Below are 22635 nucleotides of genomic sequence, written 5' to 3'. Positions count from 1 at the left end.
CATCATCAGCCTCGGCCGTCCTCTTGGCGGGACTGGCTCGTTTCGGGACGATCTGTAGGCCGATGGGGTGAAATTCGCGTTGGCAGGCGTGGTGACCGGCGGGTTAAGGCCGCCCATCGCAATAGGGCCAGCGGTCCAGCCGCGCCGGAACGTCGCCGATGTTCAGGTCCGGCCATAGAGGGTCGCGCGCCGCGATCCGGCCTTCGCGCATCATCTGGCGCGGGTCCACGGCGTTGCGGGCGCCGTCGCCGCAGTAGGACGTTCGGAAGGCCCCGCGCGAGGCCCAGCCCCTGTCCGTCTTCTGGAACATCTCGACGGAATGGGCGGTGGCGATCAGGGCCTCGGCCACGCCGTCGCCGTTCAGGTCGACCTGGGTGACGACGCAGTCGCCTGCCTTCACGCAGCGCGCGCGCGGGTCGCCGATGGTCACCGGCGCGATCAGCCCCTGGGGCGCGGCTGACCCGGCGGGATGGACCTCGAAGACCGGCGTGACGGCGGGCAGGGTCGTGTCCGGTGCGCTGTAGCGGTCGGTTTCGGCCTGCATGTCGCGGGCGCGGCGGGCGATCTCGGCGTTGTCGGACCGGGCCAGACGGGCCAGGGCGGCCTCGCCCGCGCGGCCGCTGTCGAAGCGCAGGAAGCGATAGTCGAACCGGTCCGGCGCCACTTGGCCCGCGTTCAGCCGCGCGACCTGACTGGCCACCGACAACCGCGCCGGATCGGCGATGGGGGTGAACAGGCAGACGATGACCAGAACGGTCAGGACGGCGGCGAAGACATTGGTGCGCTCCAGCGGCTTCATCCAGTCGCCGCCGCGCCAGAAGGGCGACAGGGCGGCCCAGCCGTAGCCGGCGGCATAGACCAGGCCCACCAGAACACAGGCCGCCGCGATGATCCGGTCGGGCGTCAGGCCGTACTGCCCGATCCGCAGGCTCAGGCCCCAGACCGCGATGCCGATCAGGGGCGTGATCAGGACCGCCGCGACCCGCACCGCAGCGCGCAGCACGGCCGGCGGCCGGTTGTCGGGCAGACCGTCCTGATAGGCGGTGTTGATCAGGATGATCAGGGCGCCCGCCGCCGCCAGCACCAGGGCCGTCGCGCTGCCGGTCTTCCAAAGCCCCTCCATGCCGGTGAAGGGCAGGGCCGCCAGGAAGCCGCCGACCAGCACGGTCATGACCAGCAGCAGCCACGACAGCAGCATCAGCGCCACGGTGCGCACGCCCCGGATCAGGCCCGGCCGCACGTCCGTCAGCTGCACCGCCAGGGCGAAGGCGAGGCTGAGCAGGGGGATGATGAACCAGGTCTCCTGCAACAGGTCGTTCAACTGCCGGATGCCGATCAGGCCGAACAGGGCCGCGCCCAGGTTCAGCAGCAGCCAGAAGGCCAGGGTGAAGCCCAGCGACAGCGCCAGCTGCACCCCCGCCAGCCAGGCGGTGTCGAAATAGGTCGGGAAGGCCGCGATCAGCCGCCGCTCGCGGTCGGCGGGCAGGATCAGGTGATGGCCGATGAACAGGGCCGCCGCCGCGAACGGCAGCAGCGGGAAATCCAGGAAGGGCGGGTTGTGGCTCTCTGTCACCGACTGCCGGGCGATGTCGCTCCAGCCCAGGAAGGCCAGCAACAGGCCGGCCCCGACGCCCCAGGCCAAAAGAGTGACCAGTCGCAGCCGCCCGATTCCAGCCAGCAGCACCGGCGGCAGATAGGCGGCGACCAGGATCAGGGGGCCATAGAGCGCCGGATGAGTGGCGGGCCACAGGCGCGTCGCCTGACCGTTCGCCGCCGTGTCGCCACCCGACGCGGAATGGATCAGCCAGGCCAGCAGCAGGCCCTGCACCAGCCCGACCGCCAGACGCGCCGCGCCGGTCACGCCCCAGCCGCCCTCCGACAGGCTGTTGCGGCCATGATCGTCCGTGGGGTTCATCGGCGCGTCCTTGTTCAGCCGGCTCAGGCTGGCCCAAGTCGCGCGGATTGCAAAGCGGCCGGTTGCGCCGGGCGGGCGCGAACCCCACTAATCCCGGCATGAACGCCCCCTTCAAGAGCCCCGCCCCGAACGCCGACGCCCCCCTGTGGGACCTGTCCGACCTCTATGTTTCGCGCGAGGACGCGCGCGTCGCGATCGATCTGGCCGCAGCCCGGACGGTGGTCGATGAACTGAACGGCCTTCAGGGGAAGCTGGCGGCCGCGTCGGGCGATGCGGCGGTTCTGGGCGGCCTGCTGGACCGGGCCATCGGCCTGTTCGAACGGGCGTCGGACATCCTGGGCGGGCTGGGCGCCTACGCCTTCCTGGCGGCCTCGACCGCGCGCGATGATGCGGCGGCGCAAGGGTTCGAGGCGGACCTGCGCGAAAAGATCACCGCCATCGCCACCCCGACCGTCTGGCTGACGCTGGAGATCAACGGCATCGCGGATGCGGCGCTGGAGGCGGCCCTGGCGGCCGATGCGGGGGCCGCGCGCTGGCGCCCCTGGCTGCGCCGGGTGCGGGCCATGAAGCCGCACGAACTGTCGCCCGAACTGGAGCGGTTCATCGCCGAGCGCGGGCCGATCACGGCGCAATGGCCGCGCCTGTTCGACGAGACCCTGGCCGCCCTGCGGGTCGAGGCGGGCAACGACGACCTGACCCTGGCCGAGGCTCTGAACCGCCTGTCCGATCCCAAGGCGACGCGGCGTCAGGCGGCGGCCGAAGGGCTGAACCTGGCCCTGGCCGAGCGCGTTCCGACCCTGGCCCTGGTGCTGAACACCGTGGCCGCCGACAAGGCGATGGAGGATCGCTGGCGCGGCTTCAGACGCCCGGCCGACAGCCGCCACCTGGGCAATGAGGTCGATGGCGAGGCGGTGGAGGCCATGGCCCAGGCGGTGGCCGACGCCTATCCGCGCCTGTCGCACCGCTATTACGCCCTGAAAGCCAGGGCCATGGGCAAGACGACCCTGGACCAGTGGGACCGCAACGCCCCGATTGAGACCACCGCCCCGCGCGCCTTCGACTGGAAGACCGGGCGCCAGATCGTGCTGGACAGCTTCTCCGACCTGGGCGGCGACTTCGCGGAACGGGCCGGCTGGTTCTTCGACCGGCCGTGGATCGACGCGCGGGCGCGTCCGGGGAAACAGTCGGGCGCCTATGCTCATCCGGTGACGGCGAACCGGCACCCCTACGTCTTTCTGAACTGGATGGGGGAAAGGCGCGACGTCCTGACCCTGGCGCACGAACTGGGCCATGGGGTGCACCAGACCCTGGCGGCGGGGCAGGGGACCCTGCTGGGCGACACGCCGCTGACCCTGGCGGAGACGGCGTCGATCTTCGCCGAGGGGCTGACCTTCGACCGCCTGCTGGCCACCGCGCCGGCGGCGGAACAGCGCGGCCTGCTGGCCGGGCGGATCGAGGATGGACTGAACACTGTCGTGCGCCAGATCGCCTTTCACCGTTTCGAGACCCGCTTCCATGACGAGCGCCAGTCGGGCGAGGTGTCGGCGGACCGGATCGGCGAGATCTGGCTGGAGGAGATGGGCGCCAGCCTGGGCCCGGCGGTGACGCTGAACCCCGGCTATGAGCACTGGTGGAGCTATGTCAGCCACTTCGTCCACTCGCCCTTCTATGTCTACGCCTACGCCTTCGGCGACCTGCTGGTGGCGGCGTTGATGGAAACGCGGCGGGCCGATCCGGAAGGCTTCATCCCCCTGTACCGCGACCTGCTGGCGGCCGGTGGAACCCGGACCTATGTCGAGGCCCTGGCCCCTTTCGGCCTGAACCCGCGCGATCCGACCTTCTGGACCATCGGCTGCCGCCGGCTGGAGCGGCTGGTCGATCAGTTCGAGGCGCTTTGAACCGCTGAAGCCTGTCTGCGGTCTGGCCTGACACGCCATCCATGCTAAACCTCGCAAAAAGAGTGGGCGTGGATATGGTGCGAGTTCTGGTTGCGGCGGTTTTCGCTGGCCTGGTGTTGATCTGCGGCCCGGCCGCGGCGCAGGAGGTCGAGCGGGCCCCCGTCCCGGCCTGGGTCCTGCCGGCGCCCCGGATCGAGACGTCCGCATCCTCCGACGACGCCCCCATTCGCATCCTGGCCGCGGACGAGCAGGTGCGGATCGACGCCGAGGGGGTGCACACCTATCAGATGCGCCGCCTCAAGGTGCAGACGCGCCAAGGCCTGCCGCTGGTCAGCACGGTCAGCGGAGAATTCAGTCCGCCGCGCGAGCGACTGGTGGTCCATTCGATCCGCATCATTCGGGGCGATGAAGTCATCGACGCCCTGGAAGGACAGACCTTCCAGACCCTGCGCCGCGAGAACAATCTGGAAGCATCCATGCTGGACGGCCGGCTTACGGCCACCCTGCAACCCCGCGATCTGCGGGTCGGCGACATTCTGGAAACGGCCTTCACCATCCATGACGACGGCGGTGTCCTGGCGCCCCACCGCGAGTATCTGACGGCCCTGATCGTGGGGTTTCCGGTGGAGTTCTATCGCCTGCGGCTGACGTGGCCTGCGGACATGGCCCTGCGGGCGCAGGCCCTCACCCCATGGGAGGCGACACGCGCCCAACGGGTCGGCGGCGACTTCGTATTCGAGATCCAGGAACGCAATCTGGCGCCGGAGCATGTGCCGAACAATCTGCCCGCCCGTTTCCGCACGCGTGAGATCCAGGTCACCGACATGACGGCGTGGAGCGATGTCGCCGATCTGATGGTTCCCCTCTATGTCCAGGCCGCCACCCTGGAAGCGGACTCGCCGCTTCATGCCGAGATCGAGCGGATTCGCGCGGCCCATGACACCCCCCAGGCGCGGGCGGCGGCGGCGCTTCGCCTGGTGCAGGACGATGTCCGCTATCTGGCTCTGTCGATGGGCGAGGGCGGCTATGTGCCGATGACCGCCGACGAAGTCTGGCGTAGCCGCTATGGCGACTGCAAGGGCAAGACGGCTCTGCTGCTGGCCCTGCTGCACGGCCTGGGCGTGGAGGCCGAGGCGGCCCTGGTCAGCACCACGACGGGGGACGGCATGCCCGACCGTCTGCCTGCTGTCGGATGGTTTGACCATGTGCTGGTCCGAGCCACCATCGACGGCGCCATCTACTGGATGGACGGCGCCCGCGTAGGGGATCGCGACCTGGCGGGCCTGACGCCCCCCGCCTACGTCTGGGCCCTGCCGGTCCGTAGCCAGGACGCGGACCTGATCCCGATCGAGGCGCCGCCCCTGACGATCCCGACCTCGGAGACTCTGGCCGATGTCGACGCCACGGCGGGGTTGGACGCCCAGGCCGCGATCACCTTCACCATGACCTATCGCGGCGACCTGGCCGTCCAGGCGCGCCAGCAGTTCGGCGCCATTCCCCGCGATCAGCTGGAAACCCTGATGCGGGCCCAGGCGGACAGGAGCGCGGGGAGCGGGACCCTGGAGACGGTCGACACCCGCTATGACGAAGACGCCAACGCCTTCCATGTGATCCTGACCGCCAAGGGGCCGCAGAACTGGATCACGACCACCGGCGGGCGGGTGATGGCGCTGCCGGAAGTGGCGATGTCGATTCCGAACCAGGCCAAGCGAACGGGGCTGGAGGCGCCCTACGCCGACTATCCCTACGCCCTGGCCTATCCGTGGATGAACCGGTCGACCGTTCGCGTGGTCCTGCCCAACCGGGGCGAAGGTTTCCGCCTGGAAGGGGGCGATCAATCCATTGAGGCGGGCGGTTTCCGCATCGAGCGCAGCGCCGACCTGACCGACGGGGTGGTCACCGTGACGCGCACGATGACCAGCCTGAGGCCCGAAATCACGGCCGAGGAGATGGACCAGGCCCGCAAGCAGGCAGCCGGTCTGGTTGGGGCCGTGGTGCGTCTGCGGGCGCCGGCCGACTATTCCGCCACGGCGGCGGATCGGGCGCGGCTGAGCCCCGGCGAAGATACCGTCGAGACCCTGATCGAAAGGGCCGAGGCGGCGCAGACCGCGGGCGACGATGTGGGTGCGCGGGCCCTGCTGGACGCCGCTCTGGAGCGGGAGCCGGAAAACGCCAAGGCCCTGCGGACACGGGCCGAGGTGCGGCTGGGCGCCCGGGATCGCGAGGGCGCCAGGGCCGACTATGAGCGCGCGCTGGAGCTGGATCCGGCCGATCTCGAAGCCAATGTGGGTGAGGGGCGGGTGGCCCTGGCCGATGGCCGTTACGCCGACGCCGTTGTCAGCTTCTCGGTCGCCCTGAGGCTGGATCCCGGCGATCTGACGGCCCTGTCCGGGCGGGGCTCGGCCTATTACAATCTGGGCCGCTCAGACCGGTCGCTGGTCGACTACCGGGCATTGAAGACCGCCGCTCCGTCAAATGATACGGGTCTTTACGGCGAGCTCAGGGCCCTGGTGCGGTTGAGCCGGACGGACGAGGCCCTGGGTCTGATCCGCGACAAGCTGGAGGCCGACCCGGACAATCTCGTCGCCCTCACCGTGCTGAACGACATCGCGCGACGTCAGGGGGACTTTACCGAGGCGCTGCAGGCCGTGGACCACGCGATCGCCGAAACCGCCGCCAGTTTCAACCTGCTGGCGGAGCGGGCCGAACTGCGCGCCCGGGCGGGCGACGATGCGGACGCCCGCGCCGATTTCGACGCCTTGCGCGGCATGGCGGGTGGAGACCCCGCGTTGATGAACACGATCTGCTGGAACCAGGCCATCACGGGCTTTGATCTGGAACAGGCTCTGGCAGACTGCGATACCGCCGCCGCCGCGGGCGAGGCCAGCATCATCGACAGCCGGGCCATGGTCCTGCTGCAACTGGGTCGGTACGAGGAGGCTAGAGCGGAATACGACCGGGCTCTGACCGGTCGGCCGGATCTACCGGCGTCGCTCTATGGGCGGGGTCTGTCGCGGCTGGCTCTGGGCGATGCGGGCGGGCGCGAGGACGTGGAGCGGGCGCGGCGGCTGTCCATCGACATCTCCGATGAGTTCTCGGTCTTCGAGGCGCGACATCCGGACCTGATGCGATGAGGCACGATGGGGTTGAGCCGGCGGCGGTCGCGGCTTAATAGCGGCCCGACAGACTCTCATTACCGGGGACCTCATGGCCGGCGCTCATCACACCGACGACTATCAGCGTGGCTCGCAGGAGATCAGCGAGCAGGTCTCGACCTGGGCGCTGTTCATGGTGCTGTTCAAATGGTCGTGCCTGGCCACGGCGGTCATTGTCCTGTTCCTGACCCTGTGGTTCCAGCCGGGCGGCAGCTTCATCGCCGGGCTGATCGCCGCCGTTGTGGTGTCGGTCGCGGGCTGGTTCCTGCTGCGGTCCAAGCCCGCCCACTGAACACCCGGTGCGGCCGTGCGCCGCGCCTTTTGACGCCCCCTTCGCATTCGGCCTAACGTCCGACCGTTCCGAACGAACGGGGAGATTCGCTTGGCCGTCGCCGTCGCCGTCACCCGCGAACGCCGTGAAGGCGAGACCCGCTGCGCCGTCACGCCCGAGACGGTGAAGAAGCTGATCGCCCTGGGCGCGACCGTCACGGTCGAGGCCGGGACCGGCCTGGGCTCCTCCATCCCTGACGCCGACTACGCCGCCGCCGACGCCACCGTGGCCAAGGACACCAAGGCGGCCCTGGCGGGCGCCGATGTCCTGCTGAAGGTGCGTGGCCCGACGGCCCAGGAGATCAGCGCCCTGAAGCCCGGCGCCGTGGTCGTGGCCATGCTGGACGCCTATCGGGAAAAGGATACGGTCGAGGCCCTGAAGACGGCTGGGGTCACCGCCTTCGGCATGGAATTCGTGCCCCGCATCACCCGCGCCCAGGTCATGGACGTGCTGTCGTCCCAGGCGAACCTGGCCGGATACCGGGCGGTGATCGAGGCGGCCAACGCCTATGGCCGCGGCTTTCCGATGATGATGACGGCGGCGGGCACCGTCGCCCCGGCCAAGGTCTTCGTCATGGGCGTGGGCGTCGCGGGGCTTCAGGCCATCGCCACCGCGCGCCGCCTCGGCGCCGTGGTCACCGCCACCGATGTGCGGCCCGCCACCAAGGAACAGGTCGAAAGCCTGGGCGCCAAATTCATCGCCGTCGAGGACGAAGAGTTCGCCAACGCCCAGACCGCCGGCGGCTACGCCAAGCCCATGTCGGCCGAATACATGGCCAAACAGGCGGCCCTGACCGGCGAACACATCAGGAAGCAGGACATCGTCATCACCACCGCCCTGATCCCCGGCCGCGCGGCGCCGGTGCTGGTCACGGCGGACCATGTGGCCTCGATGAAGCCCGGCTCGGTCATCGTCGACCTGGCCATTGAGAACGGCGGCAACGTCCAGGGGGCCAGGCTGAACGAGACGACGGTGACGGCGAACGGCGTCGCCATCGTCGCCCCCGCCAATCTGCCCGGCCGCATCGCGGCGGACGCCAGCGCCCTTTACGCCCGCAACCTGACGGCCTTCCTGGACCTGATGATCAAGGACGGCGCCCTGGTGCTGGACCTGGAGGACGAGATCCTGAAGGCCGCCGTCGTCACCCACGGCGGCGCCGTGGCGCATGAGGGGGTGAGGGGATGATTGGGCGCCGCTTCAGAACGTTTCTGACGCTGGCGGCGTGGGCTTACATGCTGTTGGGTCTCTACCGGGCCGTCTCCGGTATCGTCTCGACTCTCCTCGTTTCACCGACTGCACCCCATGCTCTTGGCATGGTGCCCGCTTGGGAGCGCGCCGCATGGTCGATAGGCGAGACGTTTGTGACGGGCGGAATATTGCTGATTCTTCTCAGTATCGATCAGCGACTCGAGAGGAAGGTTTGAGCATGGAACACGTCGATCCCACCGTCTTCCGCCTGGCCATCTTCGTGCTGGCGATCTTCGTCGGCTATTATGTCGTCTGGTCGGTGACGCCGGCCCTGCATACGCCGCTGATGGCGGTGACCAATGCGATTTCTTCCGTCATCATCGTCGGCGGCCTGCTGGCGGCGGCGGCCCTGTCGTCCGACAGTGGATGGGTGGCCAAGGGCGCGGGGGTGGCGGCCGTGACCCTGGCCAGCGTCAACATCTTCGGCGGCTTCATGGTCACGCGACGGATGCTGGCCATGTATCGCAAGAAGGAAAAGCCCAAGCCGGTCGCGGAGGCGGGATGACGCCCGACGCCGTCCGCATCGCCGTCACCGCCTCCTGGGCCGCCACGGGGATCGGCCTGGGCCTGTGGCTGTGGGGCTGGCTGGCCGTGCGCAATCCGATCCAGAAGCTGCGCTTCCACGACTGCGGCATCGTGCTGGTGTTTTCGGCCATCATCGCCCGGGTTTTGGTGCAGGCGCGGGCCCTGACGCCGATCGACTGGCTGCTGCTGGTTCTGGCGCCCGTCTTCATCGCCGCCGCCCTGTGGCGGTTGAGCCGGACCATGAACCTGCCCGGAGGGGGCGGAAACCCATGAACGCATCGATCGCGGCCCTGGCCTATCTGGCGGCGGGCGTCCTGTTCATCCTGAGCCTGCGGGGCCTGTCCAGTCCAGAGACCAGCCGGCGGGGCAACACCTTCGGCATGATCGGCATGGCCCTGGCCATCGGCGTCACCCTGCTGACGCTGGGGGCCACCGGGGCGCTGGACCCGCTGACCCTGGGGCTGATCGCGGGGGGCGTGGTGGTCGGCGGCGGGATCGGGGCGGTGATCGCCAACCGCGTGGCCATGACCCAGATGCCGCAACTGGTCGCCGCCTTCCACTCGCTGGTCGGGATGGCGGCCTGCCTGGTCGCGGTCGGCGCCGTCTATGCGCCCGTGGCCTTCGGCATTTCGGACGGGGCGGGCGGGATCAAGGTCGCCTCGATCATCGAACTGAGCCTGGGCGTGGCCATCGGGGCGGTGACCTTCACGGGCTCGGTCATCGCCTTCGCCAAGCTGAACGGCAACATGTCGGGGGCGCCGATCATCCTGCCGGCGCGGCACCTGATCAACATCGGCCTGGCCCTGGGCATGGTGCTGCTGATCGGCGTCATGATCGGGTCGGGCGGAACGGCGGTCTGGGCCTTCTGGGGGGTGTTCGTCATCGCCCTGGTGCTGGGGGCCACCCTGATCATCCCTATCGGCGGGGCCGACATGCCGGTGGTGGTGTCGATGCTGAACTCCTACTCCGGCTGGGCTGCGGCGGCCCTGGGCTTCACGCTGGAGAACATCGCTCTGATCATCACCGGCGCCCTGGTCGGGTCGTCGGGCGCGATCCTGAGCTACATCATGTGCAAGGGGATGAACCGCAGCTTCTTCAGCGTCATCCTGGGCGGCTTCGGCGGCGAGACGGCGGCGGCGGGTGGCGGTCACGTCGAGACCCGGCCGGTCAAACAGGGCAGCGCCGACGACGCCGCCTTCATCATGAAGAACGCGTCCAAGGTCATCATCGTGCCCGGATACGGCATGGCGGTGGCCCAGGCCCAGCACGCCCTGCGCGAAATGGCCGACAAGCTGAAGGAAGAAGGGGTCGAGGTGAAATACGCCATCCACCCCGTCGCCGGCCGCATGCCCGGCCACATGAACGTGCTGCTGGCCGAGGCCAACGTCCCCTATGACGAGGTGTTCGAGCTGGAGGACATCAACAGCGAATTCTCGACCTGCGACGTGGCCTTCGTCATCGGCGCCAACGACGTGACCAACCCCGCCGCCAAGACCGACCCGCAAAGCCCGATCTTCGGCATGCCGGTGCTGGACGTGGAGAAGGCGGGAACGGTGCTGTTCGTGAAGCGCGGCATGGCGGCGGGATACGCCGGGGTCGAGAACGAACTGTTCTTCCGCGACAACACCATGATGCTATTCGCCGACGCCAAGAAGATGGTCGAGGGGATCGTGAAGGGGCTGTGAGGCCATCGCGAAGCGATGCCTCCTCCGCGGAGCAGTCTCTAGACTGGCTGGAAACGACAACGGCCGCACCCGTCGCCGGATGCGGCCGTCGTGTCTTCGAGGATGGGGACCCCTAGCTGCGGTAGCTCTGGATCCGCGTCGTGCGCAGGCCCTGCATGCCCCATTTGTCGATCGCCTTCTGCCAGGCCAGGAATTCCTCCGTGGTCAGGCGATAGCGCGCCAGGGCGTCTTCGAGGCTGAGCAGGCCGCCGCGCACGGCGGCGACGACCTCGGCCTTGCGGCGGATGACCCAGCGGTCGGTGTTCGCCGGCGGCAGGTCGCTGAGCGTCAGGGGAGTTCCGGTCGGTCCGACCACGTATTGTTCGCCTTTATCGTTCAGGCGTCGCTCTTGCAGCATGGGCTTAAGCCTCATTCACCACCACCATTGATCGTGAATGTAGCCGCCCGCCGCTAAGGCCCGTTTAAGCGTCGTGGTGAAGGAAGGAATAATCTTCCTACCTCCTGGAAACGCCCTGTTCGGACTGTTGAAGCGACGATTCATCGTGACTAACGGTTGGTTACTTCAAGATCAGCGTTTGATGCTGATCAGTTCGGCCAGCATCTCATCGGCGGTGGTGATGATCTTGGACGAGGCCGAATAGGCCCGCTGGGTCGTGATCAGGCCGGTGAACTCGGTCGACAGGTCGACGGTCGAGGCCTCCAGCTGCGAGGCGCCGATCAGGCCGGCGCCGCCCGTGCCGGCCGTCTTCAGGTTGAAGGTGCCGGAGCCCTGGCTGACGCGGAAGGCGTTGCCCGAAACCTCGGTCAGGCTGTCGGGGCTGGGGAAGGTGGCCAGGGCGACCTGGGCGATGCGGCGGGTGACGCCGTTGTCGAAGATGGCGGTGACGAAGCCCTTCTCGTCGATCTTGACCTCGGACAGGTTGCCGAAGGCGGTGCCGTTGGTCAGGGTCGCCTGGACCACCGAGGCGCTGTCATACTGGGTCAGGCCGCCGGCGGCGGCGGTCAGGTCGAAGGCGATCGACTGGTCGTCGATGCCCAGGCCCGCGGCCCAGTTGAACCCGTCGGCGGCCGGGGCGCCGTCGTCCGAGGCGCCGAAGTTCAGAATGGCGTTGGCCGGATCGGCGAACAGGGCGTCCGCGCCCAGGGCCTGCATGGCGGCGACGTCCAGGCGGCCGTCCTGGGTGAAGGCGATGATGCCGGTCTTCAGCTGGCCGTTGGTCAGGTTGGCGCCGGTGACGACGTCCCCTTCGGGCACGGCGCGGATTTCGGCATACCACTGGTTCGGCACGTCGCTCTTGAGGAAGGACAGGGCTAGGGTGCGCTGGCCACCCTTGGAGTCGGACACCGGCACGGTGACCTCGAAGTCCGGCTTCACCCCGTCGCCGGTCTCGGGATCCCACATGGCCATGGAGTTGGTCACCGGGTCATAGGCGTTGGGGCCGGGCGGAAGCAGGGCCGCGTCAGCCGCTTCGCTGGAGACGGCCTGGCTGGACTTGAGGTTGGCGTTCAGCTGGATGCGGGTCGTCGCCTCGGCCGTGCCGCCGACCGAGCCGACGTTGATGGTGCGCAGGCGCGACAGGTCGGACGGGTCGGTGTTGATCTCGCCATTGGCGTCGACCGGCCAGCCCTGGAGGTAGAGGCCGGCGGTGTTCTTCAGATAGCCCAGGTTGTCGACGCGGAAGGCGCCGGCGCGGGTGAACAGGCGCGCATCGTTGGGGGCAAGGTTTTCGGCCTTTTCAGTCACCACGAAGAAGCCCTGGCCCGAGATGCCCAGGTCGGTGCTGGAGGTGGTGCGCTGAAGCTGGCCGTTCTGGCTGGTGAAGTGGCGGGCCGAGGCCAGGACGCCGCCGGCCGAATAGCCGGCCCCCTGGCTCTGGCTGTTGACCACGGTCTGGAACTCGGCCTGGCTGCGCTTGTAGCCGATGGTGTTGACGTTGGCGATGTTCTGCGAAATCGCGGCCAGGGCGGCGGAGTTGGCGGTCAGGCCGGAAACCCCGGCCAGAAGGGCGCTGTTGATGCTCATGGTCTCGGTCTCCTAGGGCAGGGGATCAGGCGTTGGCCGAGGAGGACGCCGGCGGCGTCTCCTCGTCGTTCTCGTTGGCGGGGTCGGGCGTGACGTCCTGGCCGGCGAAGGCGCCGCCTTCGTCCAGGGCGATCAGCTGGCTGAGCGGGACGATGGAGCCGCCGATGGTGGCGTAGGGCTGGCCGCTGTACATCTCGACCCCGGTGATGCGGCCGCGGATCAGGGCCTGGGCGTCGATATCCTCGCCGGCGCCGGACTTGGCGATGACCTTCAGCGTATAGACGCCGCCGTCGTCCATTTGGCCGCCGCCGGTGGTCTGGCCGTTCCAGGTGAAGTCGTGCGTGCCCTCGGTCCGCGACGGGGCGTCGCCGGACCAGACCACCTTGCCGGCGCTGTCCAGCACCTGAAGCTGGACCGAGGCGGCGTCGGCGCCCAGTTCGTAGCTCCATTTGGCCGCGCCGTCCTGCAGGCGGGTCGCCGCCCAGACGCCGGTGGCGGTCTTGCCGATATAGGCCGCGGCGCCGCTGAGGCCGTTGCCTTGTTGGGCGGCCAGCAGGCTGGTGAGCAGGTCGTTGGTCAGCAACTGCTGCTCGACCCCCGCCATCTGGGTCAGCTGAGCCGTGAACTGGTTGGAATCCACCGGCGACAGCGGATCCTGGTTCTTCAGTTGAGCGGTCAGAAGCGACAGGAAGGTCTCGAAATTCGAGGCCATCATGGTCTTGCCGCTGTTGATGCGGGCGTCGGATTGGGCGGTGGTGACGGCGTCAACCATCGGTCAGACCCTCATGTCGACGCGGTCAGGCGTCAGTTGCAGGGAAATCCAGGCGGGCGGGCGGGACGCGGCCCGGTCGGCCTGGTCCGTCACCCGGGCGCCGCCGGCGAAGGCGCGGGCCCCGCCCCGGTCGCGGTCGAAGCCGCGCTCGCCGGAAAAGGCGTTGGCGTCGCGCTCGGCGAAGTCCAGGGCGTCGTCGGCCAACTGGAAGCCGGCCTCGGTCAGCTGGCGGCGAAGTTCGTCGGCCCGCCCGCGCAGGTCGGCGGCGGCGGCCGGATTGTCAAAGGCCAGGCGGGCGGCCAGGCGGCCGTCGGAATCCACATCCAGGCTGACATCGACCCGGCCCAGATCTTCGGGCGTCAGGACCATCTCGAACCGGGTCTGGCGGGCGTCCAGGCGGCGCAGGATCTGGGCCGCGATCTGGGCCGTGGCCTCGACGGCGGCGTGGCTGAGGCCCGAATGCAGGGCCGGAGCGGTCTGGACCGTGGGGGCGGCCTCGGTCGCCGGCGTGGTCGCGGCGCCGGCGGGGGCCAGGGGCGCGGGCCCCTCGGTCTTCAGTGCGGCGACCTCGGAGGCCGCCGCCGGGGCCGGCGGGGGCGTCGGGATGATGCGCGAGGGAGCGGGGGCGGCGGCGGCCTTGTCGACCGCAGCCGCTTCTGAGGTCGGGGTCGCCTCAACGCCGTCGGACGGCGGGATCGCGTCCTGGGCGGCGGCCGAGAGGGATCGCTCGGCCCCGGAGGTCAGCGAAGGCGGCAGGCCAGCGGCGGGCGGGGCCGAGCCCATCGGCGCGGCCTGGGCCGGGGCGGCGGGGACAGGGGCGGCCGCGGTCGGGTCCGGCGCGGGCGGAGCCTCAGAGTCGGCCGGCGGCGCGACGGGCTGGGCGACCGCGATCTCCAACGCAGGCGGAGGCGCGGCGGGGGGCGGCGCCGCCGGCGTCGGGACGGGAAGGGCGGCGGACTCCGGGTCGGTCTTGCCGGTTTCCTGGGCGGGCGCGGCCGAAACCTCGGGATCGGAGGCCGTATCGTCTTCGGCCGCCGCGATCTGAACCTCGGCCTCGACAGCGGGTGCGGGCGGCGGGGGCGTTTCAGTTTCCGCCTGTTCAGCGGGGACGATCAGTCCGCTCGACGCGACGGGAGACACGGCGGCGGCGCGAGGCGAGGCGGCGGGCGTCTCGGCGGCGGTCTCGGCCTGGACCGCCATGTCAGCGAACGCCTCGGGCCCGGCGTCGCCCGGCATGGGCGCGCCGGTCTTCGTCGCCGCAGGGGCGACGGGGGCGATCGCGGACAGGATGGCGGCAGCGGACATGCGAAAGGCGGCGCCTTGAAGGGAGGGGGATGGGGCGGCGCCTGCTGCGCCCGGGTCATTCGGACCCTCCATGGCAAGCGGCGGGCCAATCTGTGCCGCTGGACACAGGCCATTGTAAAAACAAGAAGAACTCTGTTCCAAGGCGACGGTCGAGCCATGCGCTCGGTGGCGAATCTTGCCGCCCTTGGGGGCCAGTCTTGCCCGGCGGAAGCGCGGTGGCGCGGTTGGCGCGGACCTTGCGCGCCTGATCGGCCATGTCGCGGACGAAATTCCACATGTCCTTTGATTTCAAGGCTCAGGCGCGATCCCCAAGGGACGGAGCCGGGCAAGAAATGCGCGCGGGCGGGCACGGCCTGCCGGGCGCCGGGCGCCAGGGGGCCGGCGGATGTCGCTGAACTCGATCCTCAACATCGCCACGACCGGGATGCAGACGGCCCAGACCCAGCTGCGCGTGGTCTCGGACAATGTCTCGAACGTCAATACGCCCGGCTATGTCCGCAAGATCGGCGAACAGGCCAGCCTGACCACCCAGGGGATCGGCACGGGCGTCGAGGTGACCCGCATCCGCCTGGCCACCGACCGCTTCCTGCAGGCCGCCAGCCTGAACGCCGGCAGTGAGGCCAGTCGCCAGGGCGTGCGCTATGAACTGTACGACCGGATCCAGGCCCTGTTCGGCGACCCGGGCGGGTCCAGCAGCTTCTTCGCCCAGATCGACTCCGTCTTTTCGGCCTTCGCCAGCGTGGGCGAGGATTCGGTGTCGGCGCCCCGGCGGCAGGAGGCCCTGTACAGGGTCCAGGCCCTGTTCGACGAGTCGACCCGTATCTCAAGCCAGATCCAGGCCGCGCGCGAGGACGCGGACGGCCGCATCCAGAGCGCGGTGGAAAAGGCCAACGGCCTGCTGCAGCAGATCGAGGCGCTGAATGTCGAGATCGCCCGGGCCACCGTGGTCAACGGCGACGCCACCGGTGCGGAATCGGCCCAGGCGGCGCTGATTTCCCAGCTGTCGGAACTGATGGATGTCCGGGTGACCGGCCGGTCTGTCGGCGGGGTCTCGATCCGCACCGGGGCCGGCGTCCTGCTGGCCGGGGACGGCTATGCGACCCTGGAATACAACCGCGCCGGCACGGTCAACGCCGAGACCAGCTTCAACGAGATCTGGGTCACCGAGCCGCGCGGGCAGAAGAAGCCGCTGCTGGACTCCATCACCTCGGGCGAGATCAAGGGCCTGGTCGAACTGCGCGACGTCGAGGCGCCGCAGGCGGCCGAGCGTCTGGCCGAACTGATGGCCCATGTGGCGGACGAGCTGAACCGCGCCCATAACGCCAACACCTCGGTGCCCGCGCCCCAGGTCCTGACGGGACGCAATGTGGGCCAGTCGCTGGAATCGGCCCTGACGGGCTTCACCGGCACGACCAACATCACGGTGGTCAACGATGCGGGGGTGATCCAGTCACGGGCCGAGATCGTCTTCTCGGGCGGGACCATGACCATCAACGGGACGGCGGCGACCCCGGCCACCTTCCTGTCGGTGCTGAACGCCGAACTGCCCGGCGCCACGGCCAGCTTCTCGAACGGGGTGCTGAAGATCGAGGCGGGCGCCAACCGGGGCGTGGCCATCGCCGACGATGCGGCCAGCCCCAGCGACAAGGCCGGGCGCGGTTTCTCCCATTACTTCGGGCTGAACGACCTGGTCACCACTGATCGGCCGTCCAACTATGATCTCGGGCTGACGGCGGCCTCGCCGCACGGGTTCACGGCGGGCGAGACGGTGACCTTCCGCTTCACCGGCGAAAGCGGGGCCAAGCTGCGCGACCTGGCGGTGGCGATTCCGGCGGGCGGGACGGTGGCGGACCTGCTGACGGCGCTGAACGATCCGGCGACGGGAGTGGGGCGGTTCGGAACCTTCGCCTTCGACGGCAATGGCGTCCTGGCCTTCACCGGATACGGATCGACCCCGGCAAAGCTGTCGGTGCTGGAGGATCGGACCACCCAGGTTCCTTCGGGCGTGTCGATGACCGAGATGTTCGGCATCGGCGCCGGGGTGCGGGCCAGCCGGGCCGACGGCTTCAGCCTGAGGACCGACATCCAGTCCAGTCCGATGCGGCTGGCGGTGGCCCAGTTGAACCTGAGCGCGGCGCCCGGGGCCTCGGCTCTGGCGACCGGCGACGGACGCGGGGCGCAACTTCTGGCCGACGCGGGCCAGAGGTCGGCGACCTTCCTGGCCGCGGGCGGCAGCGCCGGCGGCTCTCTGTCGATCTCGCGCTATGCGTCCGAACTGTCCGGCGACATCGGCGGCAAGGCTACGGTGGCCAAGAACCGCGCCGCCAGCGCCACCGCCCTCTACAGCGAGGCCAGCGCGCGGCAGACGGCCTATGAGGGCGTCAACCTGGACGAGGAACTGGTGCTGATGACCACCTATCAGCAGGCCTTCAACGCCTCGGCGCGGCTGATCCAGGCCGCCCGCGAAATGTACGACACCCTGCTGGGGATGATCTGATGACGCGCGTTTCGACCTTTGGGAACTACCAGTCGGCCCTGGCCAACCTGATGTTCTCCCAGACCCAGGCCAATGAGGCCCAGGCGCGGGTCTCGACCCAGAAGATCGCCACCAGCCTGGTCGGTTTCGGGCGGCAATCGGAGACCCTGACGGCGCTGAAATCCAGCCAGAGCCGGCTGCAGGGCTTCATCGACACCGCCAGCGCCACGGCAGAGCGGCTGGCGGCCCAGGACCTGGCCTTCAGCCAGATCGCCGACGGGGCGACCGGCGCGCGCGAAGCCATCGCACAGGCCCTGGCCGCCGGGCGGCTGGACGGGCTGATGAGCGAGCTTCAGGTCCAGTTCCAGGGCGTGCAGGCCGGGCTGAACACCCGGCATCAGGACCACTATCTGTTCGCCGGGGGCAATGTCGCAGAGGCGCCGGTGGCGGATATGACCCTGGCCCAGTTGTCGGCCGCGCCCGGCGTGGCGGCGGCCTTCTCGAACGACACGCTGAAACAGACGTCCCGAGTGGACGAAAACACCGCCCTGAACACCACCTTCCTGGCCGACGAGGTTGGAACGGAACTGTATCAGATCTTCCGCGACCTGCAGGCCTTCCACGAGGCCACGCCCCTGACCGGAGCGCCGGACGAGGCGACGATCACCTTCCTGACCGGGGTGCTGAAGCGGCTGGACACGGCCCATACGGTGGTGATCGATAAGGCGGCGTCGAACGGGGTGATGCAGAACCGGGTCGAGGCCACGATCAAGAGCCAGAAGGAGCGGATGGACACCCTGGACGCCCTGCTGGCGGACAAGACCGACGCCGACATGGCCAAGGCCCTGACCGACCTGGAGATGTCGCAGATCGCCATCCAGGCCTCGGCCCAGGTGGTCAATCAGTTGCGTCAGACGTCGCTGCTCAACTTCTTGACCTGACGCCCGCGCGCCCTGCTGGGACGCAAAAGCCCGCCTAGAGCCTGATCCGTTGAGATGGAATCGCTTCGTGATTTCATCGATACGGTGAATCAGGCTCCAGGATCATGCTCCAGGGACCGAACCAACCGGGCGGCGCGGCGTTTGTCGGTTCCGGACAGGCTTGGCCATAGGCGCCGGCCGCGGCTGGGCTATTGTGGGGGCGATGACCAAGGCCGATTTCGAGATCGCGGACCGAGACGACGGGGCGGCGGCCCTGCGGCTGACCGGCGACTGGACCACGACCGGCATGGACCGGCGCGCCCAGCGGCTGGACCGCGCGCTGGACGGCCGGCGGATCACGGCCCTGGACCTGGAGGAGATGGGGCGGTTCGACACCTCCGGCGCCCTGGCTCTGTTCCAGGCCGGAGGCGCCGGGGGCCTGCCCAAGAGCGCCTGGCGGGGACGGCCCGAGGCGGGCCGCATCTACGCCATGGTCGAGAAGCTGGAACGCGAGAGCGGGACGCCGCCGCGCCGGTCCGACGCCTTCACCCGCGCCTTCGCCAAGGTGGGACGCGGCGTCTATGACATCATCGGCGAGATGACCCTGTCGATGGCCTTCCTGGGCCGTCTGATCATCGCCACCGGCTCGGCCTTGAAACACCCAGGCCGCATCCGCTGGCCCGCCTGGTTCAGCCAGGCGGAGCGGGCGGGACTGGACGCCATCCCCATCATCGCGGTGACCAACTTCTTCATCGGGGCGGTGATCGCCTTCCTGGGCGCCAACCTGCTGACCCAGTTCGGGGCGGCGGTGTTCACGGTGCAGCTGGTGGCGGTGTCGGTGCTGCGCGAGTTCGCGGTGGTCATCACCTCGGTCCTGCTGGCGGGCCGGTCGGCCAGCTCCTTCGCCGCCGAGATCGGTTCGATGCGGATGAACCAGGAGGTGGACGCCATGCAGGTGATGGGGGTCGATCCCTTCCAGGCCCTGGTGATCCCGCGACTGGCGGCCATGCTGGTCATGCTGCCGCTGCTGACCTTCGTCGGCATCGTCACGGGGCTTCTGGGCGGCCTTCTGGTGACGTGGAGCGAGCTGTCCTACGGCCCGGCCTTCTTCATCCAGCGGGTGCTGGAGGATCCGATGATGGACACCCACCTGATGGTCGGGATGGTCAAGGCGCCGGTTTTCGCCATCGTCGTGGCGGCCATCGGTTGCCGTCAGGGGTTGGCGGTCGCGGGCGATGTCGAAAGCCTGGGGCGGCGGGTCACGGCGGCGGTGGTCCAGGCCATCTTCGCCATCATCTTCCTGGACGCCGTCTTCGCCATGATTTTCCTGGAGCTGAACCTGTGAACGGCGCGGCGGAGCCCCTGATCGAGGTGCGCGGCCTGCTGAGCCAGTTCGGCGAGCGGGTCATCCACCAGGAACTCAACCTAGACGTGGAGCGCGGCGAGGTGCTGGGCGTTGTCGGCGGATCGGGCACCGGCAAGACGGTGCTGCTGAACTCCATCATCGGGTTGAAGGAGCCGGAAGGCGGGACGATCCGCGTCTTCGGCCACGACCGCGCCGAGCTGAGCAAGGAACAGGCGTTCGACATCGAGCGGCGCACCGGAGTCCTGTTCCAGCAGGGAGCCCTGTTCTCGGCCCTGACGGTGCTGGACAATGTCGCCTCGCCCCTGGTCGAGCACACCAGCCTGCCGCGCGACATGATCCGCGACCTGGCCGAGATGAAGATCGCCATGGTCGGGCTGGGGCCGGAATCCCACTATCTGAAGCCGGCCGAGCTGTCGGGCGGGATGCGCAAGCGGGTCGGCCTGGCGCGGGCCCTGGCGCTGGACCCCGAACTGCTGTTCCTGGACGAGCCGACGGCGGGACTGGACCCGATCGGGGCCGCGGCCTTCGACGACCTGATCCGCCAGCTGTCGGACGATCTGGGGCTGACGGTCTTCATGATCACCCACGACCTCGATAGTCTGTACGCCATCTGCGACAAGGTGGCGGTGCTGGCGGACAAGCAGGTGGTGGCCAAGGCGACGGTGCGGGAACTGGAACGGTCCGGCCACCCTTGGATTCAAGAGTATTTCCTGGGCCCGCGCGGCCGCGCGGCGACCAAGGCGGCCTGAGGACTGAAGATGGAAAGAGACGCCCACTACGCCGCCGTCGGCATCGCCACCGTCGCCCTGGTGGCGGCCCTGGTGGTGTTCAGCATCTGGCTGGCCCGGCTGCAGTTCAACAGCGAGTATGACCTTTACGACATCGTCTTCTACGGGCCCGTGCGCGGCCTGTCGGAGGGCGGCGAGGTGCATTTCAACGGCATCCGCGTCGGCGAGGTGACCGACCTGAACCTGGATCCCAACAAGGGCGACCAGGTGATCGCGCGGGTGCGGCTGGACGCCAAGACCCCGGTGCGGGTGACCTCGCGCGCCCAGCTGGAGCCCCAGGGCATCACCGGACTGAACTATATCCAGATCACCGCCGGAGAGCCGTCCAGCGCCCTGCTTAAGACCCAGTATCCCGAGAATGTCGTGCCGGTGATCCAGAGCCAGCCGTCGCCCATCGCCGAACTGCTGAGCGGATCGGGCACGGTCCTGGCCCAGACGGTGGACGCCCTGAACCGCATCAATCGGGTGCTGAGCGACGACAACATCCGCAGCTTCTCGACCAGCCTGAAGAGCGTCGAGGCCATCACCACCGAGTTCGAGGCCCGCAAGGGGATGCTGGAACAGCTGGAGCAGGCCCTGACCCGCGCCAACTCGGCCGTGGCCGAATACGAACGGCTGGGCGTCAGCACTCGCCAGCTGGTGGAAGGCGACGGCCGCCAGGCGGTGGCCAATATCAACAAGGCCGCAGAGGACGCCCAGCAGGCGGTGGCCTCGATCAACCGCATGACCAGCGGGCTGGAAGGCCCGGTGGGCGAGTTCGCCAACACCGGCCTGCCGCAACTGCAACAGGCGATCCAGGGCCTGGAGGGCGCCACCCGCTCGCTGGAGGAACTGGTCGACCAGGTCCGCTCCAGCCCGCGCGACTTCATCGGCCGGGCCCCGGCCAAGGAAATGGAGGTCCAGCCGTGATCCGTCCGACCCTACTGCGGCTGGCCCTGGCCGGCGCCCTGACTGCGACCCTGGCCGTCGCAGCCGGCGGCTGCGCCCTGCTGAAGTCCCCCCCGCCGGTCCAGACCTATCGGTTCGGCGGGACGGCGGCGGCCGCTGAGGCCCCGGCTTCCACGGTCGAATCGGTGCAGGTGCTGCTGCGCCGCATCGAATTCCCCCAGGCCTCCGAAGGGGACAAGATCCTGGGCGTCAACGGCGCCGAGACGGCCTATATCAAGGGCGCGCGCTGGATCTCGGACGCGCGCGATCTCTACACCGCCAGCCTGGAGGGCGCCTTCGCGGCCCAGTCGTCGCGCGTGCGGCTGATCGGGCCGCGTGAACTGACTCCGGCGGCCAAGGCCCTGGCCCTCGACGTCCGGACCTTCGAAGCGCGCTATGCCCAGGCGGGCGGGGCGCCCGAGGTGGTGATGACAGTGCGCGCCCGCGTCCTGACCATGCCGGATCGCCGGGTCTCGGCCGAACAGACCTTCTCGGTCACCCAGCCGGCAACCGCCAACCGCGTCGGCGCCATCGTCGAAGCCTTCGACATCGCCACCCGCGACATCAACGCCCAACTGGTCGCCTGGATGGACCGGAACGCGGGTGAGGTCTGACGAAACGGTCTGGCTGGAGCCCTTCCTTCATACATCTCAAACGCGTAGAGCGGCCTGTCGCCGATCCCTTGACGTGTGTGGCCGCGCCCCTCACCGTAACGCTGGTTTGGGAGGGCGAGACATGGGCGGCTGGCGGATCGGCGTGGCGGTGGCGGTGGGACTTCTGGCGGGGACGCCGGCCCTGGCGCAGGAACAGGCGACCTACAGGTATGACGCCTTCGGCCGGCTGGTCGCGGTCGGGCGGGCGGTGACCGGCGCGGCCGGCAGCGTGACGACCTATGGCAATGACGACGCCGACAACCGACTGTCGCGCGGGACGACGACGACCCCGCTGCCGATCATGGGATTCGTGCTGCATCCAAACGAGATCCTGGTCCCGACCCAGCGGCTGGTGTCGCAGGACGGACGGTTCAACTTCCGCCTCCAGGTGGACGGCAACATCGTGCTGTATTTCGGGACCACGCCGCTGTGGGCGACGAACACGGTCAATGGCCAGGGCCTGTATGTGAAGATGGAGCCGACCGGCAACCTCGTGGCCTATGCCTCGGACGGCAGCGTGGTCTGGGCCTCGGGCACGGCCGGGCATCCGGGCGCCCTTCTGGTCATCCAGGATAACGGCGACGCGGTGATCTATGACGGATCGACGCCGATCTGGGCCACCAACACCTGCTGCCATTGAGGTCGGAC

19 protein-coding genes are annotated in these 22635 nt (G+C 69.1%); 14 read left to right on the top strand and 5 right to left on the bottom strand.

The window, feature by feature from the left end; all coding sequences use genetic code 11:
- Nucleotides 1–103 precede the first annotated feature (103 nt).
- Nucleotides 104–1915 (bottom strand): DUF4153 domain-containing protein, encoded by a 1812-nt coding sequence (locus tag KF910_RS01835; protein ID WP_292258496.1) that lies wholly within the window; start codon nucleotides 1913–1915, stop codon nucleotides 104–106.
- A 98-nt stretch (nucleotides 1916–2013) separates the two neighbouring features.
- On the opposite strand from KF910_RS01835, the gene KF910_RS01830 reads away from it, so the two are divergent.
- The 7 genes from KF910_RS01830 to KF910_RS01800 all read left to right on the top strand — a co-directional run bounded on the left by KF910_RS01830 (nucleotide 2014) and on the right by KF910_RS01800 (nucleotide 10757).
- Nucleotides 2014–3813: a M3 family oligoendopeptidase gene (locus tag KF910_RS01830; protein WP_292258495.1), complete on the top strand. Its 1800-nt coding sequence runs from the start codon at nucleotides 2014–2016 to the stop codon at nucleotides 3811–3813.
- Between the two features lie 74 nt (nucleotides 3814–3887).
- Entirely contained in the window at nucleotides 3888–6947 is a 3060-nt protein-coding gene (locus KF910_RS01825; protein WP_292258521.1) for a DUF3857 domain-containing protein, read from the top strand.
- A gap of 73 nt (nucleotides 6948–7020) precedes the next feature.
- Nucleotides 7021–7260: an aa3-type cytochrome c oxidase subunit IV gene (locus tag KF910_RS01820; protein ID WP_292258494.1), complete on the top strand. Its 240-nt coding sequence runs from the start codon at nucleotides 7021–7023 to the stop codon at nucleotides 7258–7260.
- Between the two features lie 90 nt (nucleotides 7261–7350).
- On the top strand, nucleotides 7351–8484 hold the full coding sequence (locus KF910_RS01815; protein WP_292258493.1) for a Re/Si-specific NAD(P)(+) transhydrogenase subunit alpha: 1134 nt from the start codon (nucleotides 7351–7353) through the stop codon (nucleotides 8482–8484).
- A 241-nt stretch (nucleotides 8485–8725) separates the two neighbouring features.
- A complete protein-coding gene (locus KF910_RS01810; protein ID WP_292258520.1) occupies nucleotides 8726–9052 on the top strand; it encodes an NAD(P) transhydrogenase subunit alpha in 327 nt (108 codons plus the stop codon).
- The gene (locus KF910_RS01805; RefSeq protein ID WP_292258492.1) at nucleotides 9049–9345 is read left to right on the top strand and encodes a hypothetical protein; all 297 of its coding nucleotides are present in this window, start codon (nucleotides 9049–9051) and stop codon (nucleotides 9343–9345) included. Before KF910_RS01810 ends, KF910_RS01805 begins: the two co-directional genes overlap by 4 nt.
- Nucleotides 9342–10757 (top strand): NAD(P)(+) transhydrogenase (Re/Si-specific) subunit beta, encoded by a 1416-nt coding sequence (locus KF910_RS01800; protein WP_292258491.1) that lies wholly within the window; start codon nucleotides 9342–9344, stop codon nucleotides 10755–10757. The genes KF910_RS01805 and KF910_RS01800 overlap by 4 nt, the downstream gene beginning before the upstream one ends.
- 112 nt (nucleotides 10758–10869) lie before the next feature.
- On the opposite strand, the gene KF910_RS01795 is transcribed toward KF910_RS01800, so the two are convergent.
- The 4 genes from KF910_RS01795 to KF910_RS01780 form a co-directional block, all read right to left on the bottom strand.
- Nucleotides 10870–11154: a DUF1153 domain-containing protein gene (locus KF910_RS01795; protein ID WP_292258519.1), complete on the bottom strand. Its 285-nt coding sequence runs from the start codon at nucleotides 11152–11154 to the stop codon at nucleotides 10870–10872.
- Nucleotides 11155–11325: 171 nt separating this feature from the next.
- A complete protein-coding gene (gene flgE, locus KF910_RS01790) occupies nucleotides 11326–12780 on the bottom strand; it encodes a flagellar hook protein FlgE (RefSeq protein ID WP_292258490.1) in 1455 nt (484 codons plus the stop codon).
- Between the two features lie 25 nt (nucleotides 12781–12805).
- Entirely contained in the window at nucleotides 12806–13552 is a 747-nt protein-coding gene (locus KF910_RS01785) for a flagellar hook assembly protein FlgD (protein ID WP_292258489.1), read from the bottom strand.
- A 3-nt stretch (nucleotides 13553–13555) separates the two neighbouring features.
- Complete coding sequence (locus KF910_RS01780) at nucleotides 13556–14857, bottom strand: flagellar hook-length control protein FliK (RefSeq protein ID WP_292258488.1); 1302 nt, start codon at nucleotides 14855–14857, stop codon at nucleotides 13556–13558.
- A 385-nt stretch (nucleotides 14858–15242) separates the two neighbouring features.
- Here KF910_RS01780 and flgK point away from each other — a divergent pair, with 385 nt between their 5' ends.
- The 7 genes from flgK (at nucleotide 15243) to KF910_RS01745 (ending at nucleotide 22627) form a co-directional block, all read left to right on the top strand.
- Nucleotides 15243–17354: a flagellar hook-associated protein FlgK gene (gene flgK / locus KF910_RS01775; protein WP_292258487.1), complete on the top strand. Its 2112-nt coding sequence runs from the start codon at nucleotides 15243–15245 to the stop codon at nucleotides 17352–17354.
- The gene (locus KF910_RS01770; RefSeq protein WP_292258486.1) at nucleotides 17354–18274 is read left to right on the top strand and encodes a flagellin; all 921 of its coding nucleotides are present in this window, start codon (nucleotides 17354–17356) and stop codon (nucleotides 18272–18274) included. The genes flgK and KF910_RS01770 overlap by 1 nt, the downstream gene beginning before the upstream one ends.
- A gap of 202 nt (nucleotides 18275–18476) precedes the next feature.
- Complete coding sequence (locus KF910_RS01765) at nucleotides 18477–19598, top strand: MlaE family ABC transporter permease (protein WP_292258485.1); 1122 nt, start codon at nucleotides 18477–18479, stop codon at nucleotides 19596–19598.
- Entirely contained in the window at nucleotides 19595–20368 is a 774-nt protein-coding gene (locus tag KF910_RS01760; protein ID WP_292258484.1) for an ABC transporter ATP-binding protein, read from the top strand. Before KF910_RS01765 ends, KF910_RS01760 begins: the two co-directional genes overlap by 4 nt.
- 9 nt (nucleotides 20369–20377) lie before the next feature.
- Nucleotides 20378–21316 (top strand): MlaD family protein, encoded by a 939-nt coding sequence (locus KF910_RS01755; protein ID WP_292258483.1) that lies wholly within the window; start codon nucleotides 20378–20380, stop codon nucleotides 21314–21316.
- Entirely contained in the window at nucleotides 21313–21948 is a 636-nt protein-coding gene (locus tag KF910_RS01750; protein ID WP_292258482.1) for an ABC-type transport auxiliary lipoprotein family protein, read from the top strand. The genes KF910_RS01755 and KF910_RS01750 overlap by 4 nt, the downstream gene beginning before the upstream one ends.
- A 121-nt stretch (nucleotides 21949–22069) precedes the next feature.
- Nucleotides 22070–22627 (top strand): hypothetical protein, encoded by a 558-nt coding sequence (locus KF910_RS01745; RefSeq protein ID WP_292258481.1) that lies wholly within the window; start codon nucleotides 22070–22072, stop codon nucleotides 22625–22627.
- Nucleotides 22628–22635: the final 8 nt, after the last annotated feature.

It is taken from the genome of Brevundimonas sp., assembly GCF_019636155.1.
GTDB lineage: Bacteria > Pseudomonadota > Alphaproteobacteria > Caulobacterales > Caulobacteraceae > Brevundimonas.
Note: the sequence above shows the minus strand (reverse complement) of the source record. Positions and strands in the feature narration are given on the sequence as shown.